The organism is Arthrobacter sp. zg-Y820 (assembly GCF_030142155.1).
Lineage (GTDB): Bacteria > Actinomycetota > Actinomycetes > Actinomycetales > Micrococcaceae > Arthrobacter_B.
The window spans coordinates 2712876-2726326 of sequence record NZ_CP126247.1 but is presented as its reverse complement, the minus strand read 5'-3'; the positions used below and the strand labels follow the sequence as shown (position 1 = coordinate 2726326).

Annotated in this window: 12 protein-coding genes; 9 read left to right on the top strand and 3 right to left on the bottom strand. The window is 67.9% G+C overall.

Annotated features, from left to right (window positions below; all coding sequences use genetic code 11):
* Positions 1-13 precede the first annotated feature (13 nt).
* Together QNO08_RS12325 and nucS are read right to left on the bottom strand one after the other, a co-directional pair.
* Positions 14-217 (bottom strand): cold-shock protein, encoded by a 204-nt coding sequence (locus tag QNO08_RS12325; RefSeq protein WP_104101230.1) that lies wholly within the window; start codon positions 215-217, stop codon positions 14-16.
* A 325-nt stretch (positions 218-542) separates the two neighbouring features.
* Positions 543-1238 (bottom strand): endonuclease NucS, encoded by a 696-nt coding sequence (nucS, locus tag QNO08_RS12320; protein WP_229965218.1) that lies wholly within the window; start codon positions 1236-1238, stop codon positions 543-545.
* A gap of 40 nt (positions 1239-1278) precedes the next feature.
* Here nucS and QNO08_RS12315 point away from each other — a divergent pair, with 40 nt between their 5' ends.
* Positions 1279-1647, top strand: coding sequence for an Rv1322 family protein (locus QNO08_RS12315; protein WP_229965219.1), 369 nt, complete (start codon positions 1279-1281; stop codon positions 1645-1647).
* A 73-nt stretch (positions 1648-1720) separates the two neighbouring features.
* On the opposite strand, the gene QNO08_RS12310 is transcribed toward QNO08_RS12315, so the two are convergent.
* Positions 1721-3025 (bottom strand): AI-2E family transporter, encoded by a 1305-nt coding sequence (locus QNO08_RS12310; RefSeq protein ID WP_229965220.1) that lies wholly within the window; start codon positions 3023-3025, stop codon positions 1721-1723.
* A gap of 238 nt (positions 3026-3263) precedes the next feature.
* Here QNO08_RS12310 and QNO08_RS12305 point away from each other — a divergent pair, with 238 nt between their 5' ends.
* From QNO08_RS12305 to QNO08_RS12270, 8 genes are all read left to right on the top strand, one after another.
* The gene (locus tag QNO08_RS12305; protein WP_229965221.1) at positions 3264-5132 is read left to right on the top strand and encodes a DUF8094 domain-containing protein; all 1869 of its coding nucleotides are present in this window, start codon (positions 3264-3266) and stop codon (positions 5130-5132) included.
* 64 nt (positions 5133-5196) lie between these two features.
* Positions 5197-6165, top strand: coding sequence for a tetratricopeptide repeat protein (locus QNO08_RS12300; RefSeq protein WP_229965222.1), 969 nt, complete (start codon positions 5197-5199; stop codon positions 6163-6165).
* A gap of 11 nt (positions 6166-6176) precedes the next feature.
* A complete protein-coding gene (locus tag QNO08_RS12295) occupies positions 6177-7289 on the top strand; it encodes an NADH:flavin oxidoreductase/NADH oxidase (protein WP_229965223.1) in 1113 nt (370 codons plus the stop codon).
* Positions 7290-7435: 146 nt separating this feature from the next.
* A complete protein-coding gene (locus tag QNO08_RS12290) occupies positions 7436-8230 on the top strand; it encodes an ABC transporter ATP-binding protein (RefSeq protein ID WP_229965224.1) in 795 nt (264 codons plus the stop codon).
* On the top strand, positions 8212-9786 hold the full coding sequence (locus QNO08_RS12285; protein WP_229965225.1) for a transporter: 1575 nt from the start codon (positions 8212-8214) through the stop codon (positions 9784-9786). Before QNO08_RS12290 ends, QNO08_RS12285 begins: the two co-directional genes overlap by 19 nt.
* 57 nt (positions 9787-9843) lie before the next feature.
* Positions 9844-10146, top strand: coding sequence for a DUF3039 domain-containing protein (locus tag QNO08_RS12280; protein ID WP_442860477.1), 303 nt, complete (start codon positions 9844-9846; stop codon positions 10144-10146).
* Between the two features lie 13 nt (positions 10147-10159).
* Positions 10160-11572, top strand: coding sequence for an MFS transporter (locus tag QNO08_RS12275; RefSeq protein WP_229965227.1), 1413 nt, complete (start codon positions 10160-10162; stop codon positions 11570-11572).
* Positions 11569-13356: a DEAD/DEAH box helicase gene (locus QNO08_RS12270; RefSeq protein ID WP_229965228.1), complete on the top strand. Its 1788-nt coding sequence runs from the start codon at positions 11569-11571 to the stop codon at positions 13354-13356. Before QNO08_RS12275 ends, QNO08_RS12270 begins: the two co-directional genes overlap by 4 nt.
* Positions 13357-13451: the final 95 nt, after the last annotated feature.

The following is a 13451-nucleotide window of genomic DNA, read 5'->3' as shown; positions in this document are numbered from 1 at the left end:
AGCGCAGTGGCGCTTAGAGCGCGGTGACGCCGGTGGCCTGGGGGCCCTTGGCGCCCTGGCCGATTTCGAACTCAACACGCTGGTTCTCGTCGAGGGTCTTGAATCCACCGGTCTGGATTTCAGAGTAGTGAACAAAGACGTCGCCGTCTGAATCGTCGGGAGTGATGAAGCCGAAGCCCTTTTCAGCGTTAAACCATTTGACGGTACCCTGTGCCATTTTGTTTCTCCTCATAAGTGGAACTTCCGGCCGCCACACCCCGCGGAGGCCTATTGTTACTGAAACGGGAAGGCTCAAGATCCTTGCCATTCAGCAGTTCCTTGAGGAGCTTCACGCTCGCAACGGTCTTGCGAGCATGAATAACACCTACACAAAGACTGGTTATAGGATTACACACCGCCAATGAGTGGTCAACGAATTTGCCGAAAAAACTTCCAAGTATTTTCGGGCCTGCGAACTAAGCGCTCCAGCCCCGTTGGGCGAGGCACCAGTTAGGCATTTCGGCGACGAAATTCGGCCTGGCTGGACGACGGCTAGAAGACGGCTAGAAGAGGCGCGAGGCCGAATCGTCGACGCCGCGCATGGCGTCGTAGTCCAAAGTCAGGCAGTCAATTCCGCGGTCAGCGGCCAGCACGCGGGCCTGCGGCTTGATCTGCTGCGCAGCGAAAACGCCGCGGACGGGAGCCAGCAGCGGATCCCGGTTCAGCAGTTCAAGGTACCGGGTCAGCTGCTCCACGCCGTCAATGTCGCCGCGCCGCTTGAGTTCGATGGCCACCGTGGCGCCCTTGGCATCGCGGGCCAGGATGTCCACCGGTCCGATCGCCGTCATGTACTCGCGCCGGATCAGCGTGAAGCCGTCGCCGAGCTTGGTGATCTGTTCCGCCAGCAGGCGCTGCAGGTCGGCCTCCACGCCGTCCTTGATCAGGCCGGGGTCCACGCCCAGGTCGTGGGAGGTCTCGGAGAACCGTTCGTAGATGCTGATGACGAGCTTGTCATCCGTCTTGGTGCTCTGGACGTTCCAGGTTTCGATGACGCCCGTTTCGGCGTCGTCGTCCTCGGGCGCGGTGATCCGCAGGGTGGCCGGCGGGCTCATCCAGTTCAGGGGTTTGTAGGAGCCGCCGTCCGAGTGGATCAGGACGGAACCGTCGGCTTTCACCATCAGCAGACGGGCGGCGAGCGGAAGATGGGCACGGAGGCGGCCGATGTAGTCAACAGAGCAGCGGGCAATAACTAAACGCACAGTTGCACTTTACCGGCTCCGCTCGGGCAAAATGACTTGTATGCCCCGTTCCAACCGTCCCCGCCGCCCGCCGGGCGCAGCCAACGCCAATCTGGGCCGCAGCGCCCGCAGCAAGTGGGCAACCCCCGCGGCCGAGGTGGATTTGGAGCGGACGCGGGCCGGAATCCCGCACCGCGAGAGCGCGCCCGACGGCGAATGGTCAGTGCGGCAAATCACGGCACGGAACGCGGCCAAGGACTATAAATGCCCCGGATGCGGCATGATCATTCCGCCCGGCGTGCCGCACCTGGTGGTGTGGCAGGAGGATTCGCTGCTGGGCCGGGACACCGCGGTGTCGGACCGCAGGCACTGGCACGATCGCTGCTGGCGCACCCGCAGGTCCGGCGGCGGGCGCCTGGGCCGCCGCTGACGGCCGCCTGGGCCGCCGCTGGCGGCCGGCAGGGCTGAGGGCGGCTCCGGCGGCGGCACGGGACGCATCCCGGTTAGCGGTGGTCCTGGCGGGAGATGAAGACGTCCTTGAGCAGCAGCAGCACCGCTGCGGCGGTCGGGATCGCGATGAGCGCGCCGAGGACCCCCAGCAGCGTGCCGCCGGCAATAACCGCAATGACGGCCACCGCTCCGGGCACCGCCACGGCGCGCTGCATGATGCGCGGGGAGACGAAGTACGCCTCGAACTGCAGGTAGGCGAGGTAGAAGAGGGCGAAGACCACGGCCGTCTGCCAGCTGACGGTGAGCGCCACCAGGGAAACCAGGATGAGGGCAATCGGGGGACCAACCAGCGGAATAAAAGCCAGCAGCGCCACCACGAAGGCCAGCAGCACGGAGAACGGCACGCCCGCGATGGACATCACGATGAAGGCATAGCTGGCATCCAGCACCGCAACTATTGCCTGTCCGAACACGTAGTTGCCGACGCTGCTGGTGATTTCTTCCGAAAGCGACTCAACGCGCCGGCGGCGGCTGCGCGGGGCCAGCCGGTAGGCCCACATCTTCATGGAGGGCAGCGAGGACAGGAAATAGAGGGTCAGCACCAGAATGATCAGCGCGCCGAAGAGCCCGTTGGCAATTACCGTGCCGACCGACAAAACGCCGCCGAAAACACCGCCGAGGGCGTCGGGGTTCGTGAAGAACTTGTTGACTTCCTCTTCGATGCGCTCCCTCACATGGAATTGTTCATCGATGTTCACGAAGAAATCGGATTCCAGGAAGGTGTTTACATAACCGGGGGCGTTGCTGATGATTTCCGAGGTCTGCCGGACAATCGTGGGAATCAGAGTGGCGAAAAAACTGGCCACGATGCCGGCCAGGATCAGCAGCGTGATCGCGATTCCGGCGGGGCGGGGAATGCGGCGGGCGCCCAGCCAGCGCACAATCGGATCCAGTCCCAGGGCAATAAAGAGCGCGGCACCGATCCACACCAGGAGCTCTCCGACATTGGTCAGAATGAAGAAAACCAGCAGGGCGAATCCCACGCCCACGGAAAACATGAAGCCGAAATGAATGGGGGCGGTCATGCCGCGGGCCGAGTCGTCAGCGTTGCCGGGCGTCCCGCTGGCCGAACTTTCGCCGGAGCTCGCCTCCGCAGGCGCGTTGACCTCTGGAGGAAACTCAAACCTGGGGCGCGGACGAGCGCCGGGTACGCCATGCGGAACAGCCTGCCGCAGCCGGCCGGAAGCCGCTGCCAGGAAGCCCTGCCGCGGCGTGCGGTCAAAAGTACGCGCCGGTTCCCCTGCCTGCTGCGGATCCTTCCGCGGTTCCTCGGCCGGCCGGTCCTGGTTCTCGCCCATTTTTGCATGTCTCCTGTATGTAGCGAACGCCCCGGGTACGAAGCGCCAGATTATCAGCCGCACGGGGCTCGGATAGCGGAGCGGCGACCGCCGCACACACCGGAATGTGACCGTTCCGGGGATTTCGTTACCATTGGGTTATAAACCCAATTACCGCCCGATAGCCAAGAGACTCCACGTCCCGTTTCAGCCTGCCTACAGGTGAGGCGATTGCACCGAGACTGAAGATAGGTAAGTTGTGCGAAACAAAATTGCAGTTCCGCTGATCGTGATCGGAGTCCTGCTGATGCTTCTCGGCATCGGGCAGCGAACGGTCTGGGCTCCGCCCAGCACTGTCACAGCCGAAGCGCCGTCCGAAAACCAGCAGGCCCCGTTGACTGTTATCGGCGCTGATGTCCTCACCGCACACCCCGGGGGCGTGGACCTGACGGTAGCGGGCGATGGCCCCTTCCTGATGGCCGTGGGCCGGGCTGACGACGTGGACGCCTGGGTGGGCGACGCCTCCGCCGTGCGCGTCGGTGCCGACGGCGAGAGCCTGACCTCCGAGCTCGCCGAAGGCACGCCGACCGTGCCCAACCCCGCCGGATCCGACCTTTGGGTCTCCGAACAGGAAGTCGACGGCGAAACGACCTTCACCTGGGAAGCTCCGGCATCGGGTGACTGGCAGATCCTGCTGGCCACGGACGGCACCGCTCCGGCGCCCGCCGACGTATCGGTCACCTACGCCAACGATGCCACAACACCCTTTGCCGTGCCGCTGATCGTGGGAGGCGCGCTCCTCGCCGTTCTCGGCCTGGCGCTGGCCTTCGTCGCCGGCCGCGGCAACAGCGGACGCGGTTCCGGCGGCAGCGGACCGTCCACCGCAGGTCCTGCCCGGGACACCGCAGCGGCAGCGCATCCGGCAACAGCCAGCACCACCTCGCTGCCGGCAGCGGACCCAGCGGCCCCTGCCGATAAGCCGGTGCCCGCCAGCCCGTCCGGGCAGCCCGCACCGGCCGCAGATTCCGGAAAGAGCCGCACCTCTGACCCGGCCGGTTCGTCGTCGTTCAGCGTTGTGCCCGCCCTGCGCCGCCGTGGACCGGCTGCGGCCTTCGGCACCGCCCTCGCCGCCGTCCTGGCCTTCGGCGCCGTTCCGGCGCCGGCCCTTGCCGCCCTGCCGCTGACCGCGGCTCCCACCTCCGAAGCCTCCGAAGCCGCCGATGAGGCCGATGAACCCGTGCCGCCCGTGGTCCTGGACGCGCAGCTGGAACGAATCCTTGACGACGTGGCCACCACGGTCCAGGAAGCGGATGCCGCCAAGGACCCCGCGCTGCTGGCCACTCGCGCCGGCGGCCCCGCAGCGGCGCTGCGAAAGGCCGGCTATGCCACGGCAGCCAAGGTGCCCACCCACGCGGCGCCGGAGGCGGTTTCCGCCGAGCCGCTGAAGACCGACCTGATCATGGGCGGAACCGAGTTTCCGCGCAGCATCGTGGCGGTGACCCAGGGGCCCGAGAACGAGGTCCCGCAGGCACTTCTGCTGGTGCAGAACTCGGCGCGTGAGAATTACAAGCTCGTTTCGTCCGTTCGGATGCTTCCGGGAACCAGCTTCCCGCCGCGTCCGGCCGGCAACGCCGGTGTGGATCCGGCGCCGGCAGATTCCGCCGAGGGCCTTGCCGCTTCCCCGCAGGCTGCGGTGGACGCGTTGGCTGACGCCCTGACCAACCCGGCCGGCAAGAACAAGGACACCTTCTCGCCGAATACCTTCGCCGAGGCCGTGACCAGGTTCCAGACCGATGTCACGGCCAGCCCGGACAACGAGTTCGCCAAGATCACCTTCAAGCACACGCCGGTGCCCAAAGACACGAGCGCCCTGCGCACCGCTGACGGCGGAGCCATCGTGTTCGGCTATATGGACAGCAGCTATACGAGTGTTCCCCGCGAAGCCGGCGACTCCATCAACCTGGAAGGCACCATCTACCAGACGCTGACCGGCGAGACGAGCACCGACGCCGGCATCGACGTCAAGTACGGCGAAGGAGTCATGCTGTACGTTCCGCCGGCAGGCAGCACGGCACCGCTCCAAGTGATCGGCGCCGTCCAGGAGCTGCTCTCCGCCACCCTGAAATAGCCCCACCCTCCATCAGGGAAACCGGGGTTGCCGGTGACCCGAGACTGCGTAATAAGGTGAAGCCATGAGCACTCCCAACCACCGTCCCGCACCGGCCGCTTCCACGATGAACCTGAGGGGCGCCGTCGACCTCTCCGGGTTGAAGGCCAAAGCCACGGCGCCGCCGGCAGCCGCGGGCTCCGACCGGGCGGGCCGGCCCGGTCCCGGCCAGCCGGCAGCAAGCCCGTACATCGTTGAGGTGTCCGAGCAGACCTTCCCCCAGCTGGTCCAGCTGTCCGAGCAGGTTCCGGTGATCATCGACCTGTACTCGGCGCGCAGCCCCGAATCCGCCCAGGTCAGTGCGGTGCTGCAGAGCGTCGTCACGGAACAGGACGGCAAGCTGCTGCTGGGGCGGGTGGACGTGGAGGCGTATCCGCAGATCGCCCAGGCCTTCCAGGCCGTGGCGGTTCCCACCGTCTCAGCGGTCCTTAAGGGCCAGCCGGTGCCGCTCTTCGACCGGGCGGTGCCGGAGGAACAGATCCGCGCCCTGATCGCCGAGCTGCTGCAGGTGGCAGCGGCCAACGGCGTCACCGGAACCCTGAACGAGGGCGGTGCCGGGGAGCCGGCGGAAGAAGCTCCGCTGCCTCCGCTGCACCAGGAAGCCTACGACGCGATCGTTGCCGGGGACTACGACGGCGCCGCCGCCGCCTACCGCAAGGCGCTGGCGGAGCAGCCCGCCGACGCCGAGGCCAAGGCGGGCCTGGCCCAGGTGGAACTCATGGCACGGGTCAAGGACGCTGACGCCGAGAAGCTGCGCACCAACGCGGCGGAGAACCCCGACGACGTCGAGGCCCAGCTGGCCGTCGCCGACCTGGACATTACCGGCGGCCACGTGGAGGACGCCTTCAACCGCGTGGTGCGGCTGATCGCCCGCGTCTTCGGCGACGACCGGGAAAAGGCCCGGCTGCGCCTGCTGGACCTGTTCGAAGTGGTGGGCACCACGGACCCCCGGGTGACCAAGGCACGTTCCGCCCTTGCCCGGGCCCTCTTCTAAGCGGCCGCGGCATGAGTGAACACGCAGCGCCCCTGAACCCCGGCCTGTTCGACCCCGTGACGCTGCGGGGCCTGGAGCTGTCCCACCGCGGCTGGGTGGCCGCCATGTGCCAGTACTCGGCCGACCCCGTGACCGCACCCGGAGTGCCGAACGACTGGCACCTGATGCATCTGGGTTCCTTCGCCGCCGGGGGAGCGGCGCTGATCATCACCGAAGCCACGGCGGTCAGCCCCGAGGGGCGGATCAGCCCGCAGGACACCGGCCTCTACACCTCCGAGCAGACGGCGGCCTGGCGGCGCATCACGGACTTCGTCCATCGGTACGGTGCCGCCGGCACGAAGATCGGCGTGCAGCTGGCTCATGCGGGGCGCAAGGCCTCCACGTTTGCTCCGTTCGCCGAGCAGCGCGGCAGTGTTCCGGAGGCCGACGGCGGATGGCGGACCGTGGGCCCCACGGCCGATGCCTTTGGCCGCTACGCCGCCCCGCAGATGCTGGACGACGCAGGCATCCGGCAGGTGATTTCGGACTACGCGCAGGCCGCCGAGCGGTCGGTGGATGCCGGGTTCGACACCATCGAGATCCACGCCGCGCACGGGTATCTGCTGCACCAGTTCCTGACCCCGTTGGTCAACACCCGCACCGACGGCTGGGGCGGGTCCGAGGAAGCCCGCAGCCGCCTGACACTGGAAGTCGTCGATGCGGTTCGGGCGGTCATCCCCGAGTCGATGCCGCTGCTCCTGCGGATCTCCGCGACGGACTGGACCGACGGCGGCGTCGACAAACACACCTCGGCGCGCCTGGCCGCCGCCGCCCGCGACCGCGGCGTCGACCTGGTGGATGTCTCCACCGGCGGAGCCGTGCCCGACGCCAGTATTCCGGTGGCACCGGGATATCAGACCGGATTTGCCGAGCACATCCGTGCGGCTGCCGGTGTTCCGACCGCCGCCGTCGGCCTGATCAGCACGGCGTCCGAGGCGGAGGACATCCTCCGCGCCGGCCGCGCCGACGCCGTCCTGATCGCCCGGGCCGCGCTGCGGGACCCGCACTGGTGGATGCGGGCGGCCGGCGAACTGGACGCCAAGCTTCCCTGGGCGCCGCAGTATGAGCGGGCGCGGCCGGCCTAGCCGTACCGAAACCCCGGCGTCTGGTCCGCAGGACGGGGTCAGGGGCGGCCGGAAACCGGACAGGGGCCCGGATTCTGGTCCTTGCGGCCGATCCGCCTCCGCCGAACGGCAGGTACCTTGGGGATCATGACGAAAGTGCTGCTGACATGACCGAGTCCATGGTTCCGAATACCGCGGCGGTTCCCGCCGCCCCGGCGCTGACCGTCCGTGCCCTCGGCAAGCGCTTCGGCGAGAAGATCGCCGTCAACGGGATCAGCCTGGATGTCCCTGCCGGGTCCTTCTACGGGCTGGTGGGGCCCAACGGCGCGGGCAAGACCACCCTGCTGTCCATGGCCACCGGCCTGCTGCGCCCCGAGCACGGACAGGTGTGGGTGCACGGGACGGACGTCTGGGCCGAACCGCTCAAGGCCAAGCGGCTGATGGGCGTGCTGCCCGACGGCGTCCGGCTGTTCGACCGGCTCACCGGCGAGCAGCTGGTCACCTATGCCGGCCTGCTGCGCGGCATGGACCGCGACACCGTCACCGGACGCGTCCGGGATCTCCTCGAGGCCATGGACCTGACCAATGACGCGGGCACCCTGGTGGTGGACTACTCCGCCGGCATGACCAAGAAAATCGCCCTCGCCTCGGCGCTGATCCACGCGCCCCGGCTGCTGGTGCTGGATGAGCCGTTCGAAGCGGTGGACCCCGTCTCCGCCGCCAATATCCGGGATATCCTCTCCGGCTACGTGGATTCCGGCGGCACGGTGATTGTCTCCAGCCACGTCATGGACCTGGTCCAGCGCATGTGTGACCACGTTGCGGTGGTTTCCGGCGGCAACCTTCTCGCCGCCGGCACCGTGGACGAGGTCCGCGGCGGCGAGACCCTGGAAGAGCGTTTTGTGCAGCTGGTGGGCGGACGCACCCGCTCGGAGGGCCTGCCATGGTTGCGGACCTCCTAAGGCTCAAGCTTCTCCTGCTGCGCAACTCCCTGCGCCGGAGCCCGTGGCAGATCGTGGGACTTGTCTTCGGGGCGCTGTACGGCCTGGGCATGCTCGGCCTGCTGTTTGGCGGCCTGTTCTATTTGAGCTTCAGCGAGCCGGAGCTGGCCCGCACCGTAACCGTCCTCGCCGGCACCGTGGCCGTGCTGGGGTGGGCGCTGATACCCATTCTGGCCACCGGTGTGGACCTGACCCTGGACCCGGCGCGTTTTGTGACCTTCGCCGTCCCCCTGCCCAAGCTCCTGGCCGGCCTGGCGCTGGGCGGGCTCATCGGCATCCCCGGCGCGATGACGCTGCTGGCGGCGCTGGGCTCGGCCGCTGTCTGGTGGCGGAACCCGGCGGCCCTGGCTGCGGGCGTGGTGTCAGCCGTCATCGCGGTGTTCACATGCTTCATCGCAGCCCGGGTAATGGTCGCCGCGAGCACATCGATGTCCTCTTCGCGCCGGTTCAAGGACATCTCCGGCCTGGTGGCGATCATTCCCCTCATGCTGCTGGGCCCGATCATCGCCGGCATCAGTTCGGGCATCAGCAGTGCCCAGGACTACCTGCCGTCGCTGGCCCGTACCCTGTCCTGGACGCCGCTGGGTGCAGCCTGGGCGGTGCCCGGCGACGTGGCGCTGAACCAGCCGGGAACGGCCGCCGCCAAACTGGCCATCGCCGTCGTATTCCTGGCCGCGCTGGTCTGGGTCTGGAAACTGCTGCTGGTGCGGGCGCTGATCACTCCGCCGCACAACGCCGGTCCCCGGCGCAAGGGCGGAAAGCTTGGGTTCTTTGCCCTTTTCCCGGCCACGCCCACCGGTGCCGTGGCCGCCCGGTCGCTGACCTACTGGATCCGGGACCCGCGTTACGGCGCGTCCCTGCTGATCATTCCGCTGCTGGTGATTCTGCTGGTGTTCCTCGGCACGCAGGAGGGCAACGGCCCGGCGCTGCTGCTGTTCGCGGGACCGCTGCTGGGTTACCTGCTCGCCTTCTGCATTTCCGCCGATGTCTCGTATGACAACACGGCCTTTGCCCTGCACATCAGCACCGGGGTTTCCGGCACAGCGGACCGGGCCGGGCGGGTCATCGCCTGCGGCATTTTTGCGCTCCCGGTGACGGTCCTGGCCGCAGTGGTGCCATGTCTGGTGCTTGGGGAAACGGACCTGATTCCGGTGCTTCTCGGGGTGTCCCTGGCCGTCCTCCTGGGCGGGTTCGGTCTGTCCGCCGTCGTATCGGCGCGGTATACCTACAACGTTCCGCTGCCGGGGGAGAACGCGTTCAAGACTCCGCCGGGTTCCGGCGGACGCAGCATGCTCGTGCAGGGCCTGGGCATGCTGGCGCAGATCGTGATTGTGCTTCCCGTGCTGGTCCTGGCGCTCGTGGCGCTGCTGAACGACAATCCGCTCTGGGACTGGCTGACCCTGATTGGCGGTGTGCTGTTCGGGGCAGGGCTGCTGGCGGCCGGAATCCGGATCGGCGGACGGTGGCTGGACCGGCGCGGGCCGGAGATGCTGGGTGCGGTCTCGGTTCACAAATGAGCCGGCCCGGTCAGTCGGCCCGGCCTCGGAACCTGTTGGGGTACTAAGATGGAAACCATGAGTCTGCCTCCTGATCCTTTCGAAAATGACCCTGCCCGGCGCCTGGACGACGGCGGCGGTTCGACCGCCGTCATCGAGCGCGAAGAGCAGCGTGAGTACACAGAACCCGGCGACAGCGAGCGGTTTTCCCACTACGTCCGCAAGGAAAAGATCATGGAGTCGGCGCTTTCCGGCGAACCCGTGATCGCCCTGTGCGGCAAGGTCTGGACGCCGGGCCGGGATCCGAAGAAGTTCCCCGTCTGCCCCACCTGCAAGGAAATTTACGAAGGGCTGAGCGCGCCCAAGGACGGCGGCAAATAGTCCCGGTCCGTCCATGGGTTCGTCTGCTGCACCGCGCCCCGCCGGCGCCCTTTCCGCCGCATACCGTGCCCTGACCCTGGGCATCCTGGCCATCATCACCTGCTCCGCGTTTGAAGCGATGGCCGTGACGACGGCGATGCCCGTGGTCGCCGAGGAGCTCTCGGCCGGTGCCGGCTACGGCTTGGCGTTCTCGATGTTTCTGACCGCCTCGCTGCTGGGCACCGTCGTGGCCGGCAGCAGATGCGATGTGCAGGGGCCGCTGCCCTCGCTGGCCGCCGGCCTGGCCCTGATGACGGCCGGCCTGGTGCTGTCCGCCCTGGCCGGCGAGTTTTGGATTGTCACCGCCGGCCGGGCGGTGTCCGGGCTCGGCGGCGGAGCCATGATCGTGGCGGTCTACGTGATCATCGGCGAGATCTATCCCGCGGCACTGCAGCCGGTGCTTTTCGGCTGGCTGGCCACGGCCTGGATCCTGCCGTCCATGGCCGGACCCCTGGCCGCCGGGCTGCTGGCCCAGTACGTGAGCTGGCGCTGGGTCTTTGCCGCCGTCATCCCCATTGTGCTGGTCGCGGGCCTCATGGTCTGGCCGCGGGTTCGTTCCCTGGGAGCGCCCGATTATCCCGCCCTGGATCCGGCCCTGGGTCGGCGCCGCGCGCTGTGGGGCACCGTGCTGGCGGCCGCGGTCTTCGCCGCCCAGTGGGCCGGCAACGAAGCAGCCTTGGCGTCCTCAGTGCTGCTCTGGTCGGTGGCCGCAGTGGGAGCCGCGGCAGCCGGCGTCGCGCTGGGGCGGCTGCTGCCGGCGGGCACGCTGCGGCTTGCGCGCGGCCTGCCCAGCGTGGTGGCCACGCGCGGCCTGCTGAGCGCCGGATTTGTCGCCGCGGAGGCCTTCCTGCCGCTCATGGTGCTCGCGACGCACGGTGTGGACCCGGCCACTGCCGGACTGGCATTGACCGCAGGAGCGGTAGGCTGGGCTGTGGGTTCTTTCCTGCAGGCGCGTGCCGGCGGACGCCGTCACCGACTGTTGGTCATTGGCGCAACCATGCTGGCTGCGGCAGTGGGGGGAATCGGACTGCTTACCTCGCCGTCAGTGCCCTTCTGGGTCATCGTGGTGGTGTGGTCCTTCGCGGGAGCAGCCATGGGCCTGGCCCTCTCCAGCACCTCAGTGATGGTGCTGGCGCTGTCCACTTCCGCGGACCGGGGACGCAATTCCGCGTCCCTCCAAATTTCCGACCAGGTCGGAGCCGTTGCAGGAACCACAGTGGCAGGGATTCTTTTCGCCCTGCTGCAGAACCCTGCCGCTTCCGGCCAGTCCGGCGTGTTCAGCGTCATGTGGCTGGTCCTGGCCATTTTTGCGTGCGTGGGGATTGTCTCCGGTGCGCGCAGTGCAATAGTTACCCCGAACACAGGAAAGGTGCCGTTCACAGCGTGAGCCCCGACACCCTCTTTGGCGGGCCGGCCCTGCCGCCCGCCTATCCGGAACGAGCCGCCTGGGGCACCGCCCCGAAGCTGCGCCAGTGGCAGGCCGAAGCCCTCGAGAAGTTCTTCGCGTCCGACGCCGACGACTTCCTCGCCGTGGCTACCCCCGGCGCCGGCAAGACCACCTTCGCCCTGCGTGTCGCCACGGAGCTGGTGGACCGCGGGATCGTCAAGCGGATCACCGTCGTGGCACCGACCGACCACCTCAAGCGCCAGTGGGCCGACGCCGCCGCGAAGGTGGGACTGGCCCTGGACCCCAATTTCAAGAACGCGGACGGACGGCACGGCGACGGCTTCATTGGCGTTGCCGTGACCTACGCCCAGGTGGCGTCCAAACCCATGCTGCACAGGGCGAAGACCGAAGCCGCCCGCACCCTGGTGATCCTCGACGAAATCCACCACGGCGGCGACGCCCTCTCCTGGGGCGACGGCATCCGGGAGGCCTTCGAACCGGCGGTGAAACGGCTTTCACTGACGGGAACCCCGTTCCGGTCGGATACGGCGGCGATCCCGTTCGTTGAATACGAGAAGGACCGGGACGGCATCCGCCGGTCCAAGGCCGACTACACCTACGGCTACGGCGAAGCCCTGCGCGACCACGTGGTCCGTCCCGTGATGTTCATGGCCTACTCCGGCAACATGCGCTGGCGCACCAGCGCCGGCGACGAAATGGCCGCCTCGCTGGGCGAGGCATCGGTCACCAAGGACATCACCGCCCAGGCCTGGCGCACCGCCCTGAATCCCACGGGCGAGTGGATTCCCGCCGTCCTGGCCGCCGCCGACCGGCGGCTGACCGAAGTCCGGCGGGCGGTGCCCGACGCCGGCGGACTGGTCATTGCCACTGACCACGACGACGCCCGGGCCTATGCCGGCACCCTTAAGAAGATCACGGGAGAGTCTCCGACGGTGATCCTCTCCGACGACGCCAAGGCCTCCGACAAGATCGACGAGTTCTCCGCCGGGCAGCAGCGCTGGATGGTCGCGGTGCGGATGGTCTCCGAAGGTGTGGATGTGCCGCGGCTGGCGGTCGGCGTGTATGCCACCTCCACCGCAACGCCGCTGTTTTTCGCGCAGGCTGTGGGCCGTTTTGTGCGTGCCCGCAAACGCGGGGAAACGGCGTCGGTCTTCCTGCCTTCGGTGCCCAACCTGATGGCCTTGGCCAACCAGCTGGAAATGGAGCGCGACCACGCCCTGGACCGGCCGGAGAGCCACCTCGAGGAGGAGGGCTTTGGGCTGGAGGACAGCCTCATGGAAGCGGCCAACAAGGAGGAAAAGGCCTCGGACTCCCTCACCAAGCAGAAGTTCGAGGCCCTGGAATCCCAGGCCTCCTTTGACCGGGTTCTTTTCGACGGCGGCGAATTCGGCACCGGCGGCGAGCTCGGCAGCGAAGAGGAACAGGACTTCCTGGGCATCCCCGGGCTGCTGGACGCGGACCAGATGGGTGTGCTGCTGCGCCAGCGCCAGCACGAACAGCTGTCCCGCCGCGGCCGCAAAGCTGCCGCAGCCCCCGAACCCGAACCGGCACCGGCGGTCATGGACCACCGGCAGCTGACCGAGCTGCGCGGCCAGCTGGCGAAGAACGTTTCCGCCTGGTCGGCGCGCTCGGGCATGCCGCACGGAATGGTGCACAGCGAGCTGCGCCGCATCTGCGGCGGGCCGCCCGTGGCCCAGGCCAATGAGGAGCAGCTCAACCAGCGGCTGAAGAAGCTGCAGGACTGGTTCATCGGCCGCAAGTAAGGCTGCCGGGAGTCGGCCATTCCGGGCTTCTCCGCGTCAGTGTCCCGCGAAATGGCAGAAGGTGCAGTTCCCAGCGCTGGGAACTGCACCTTCTG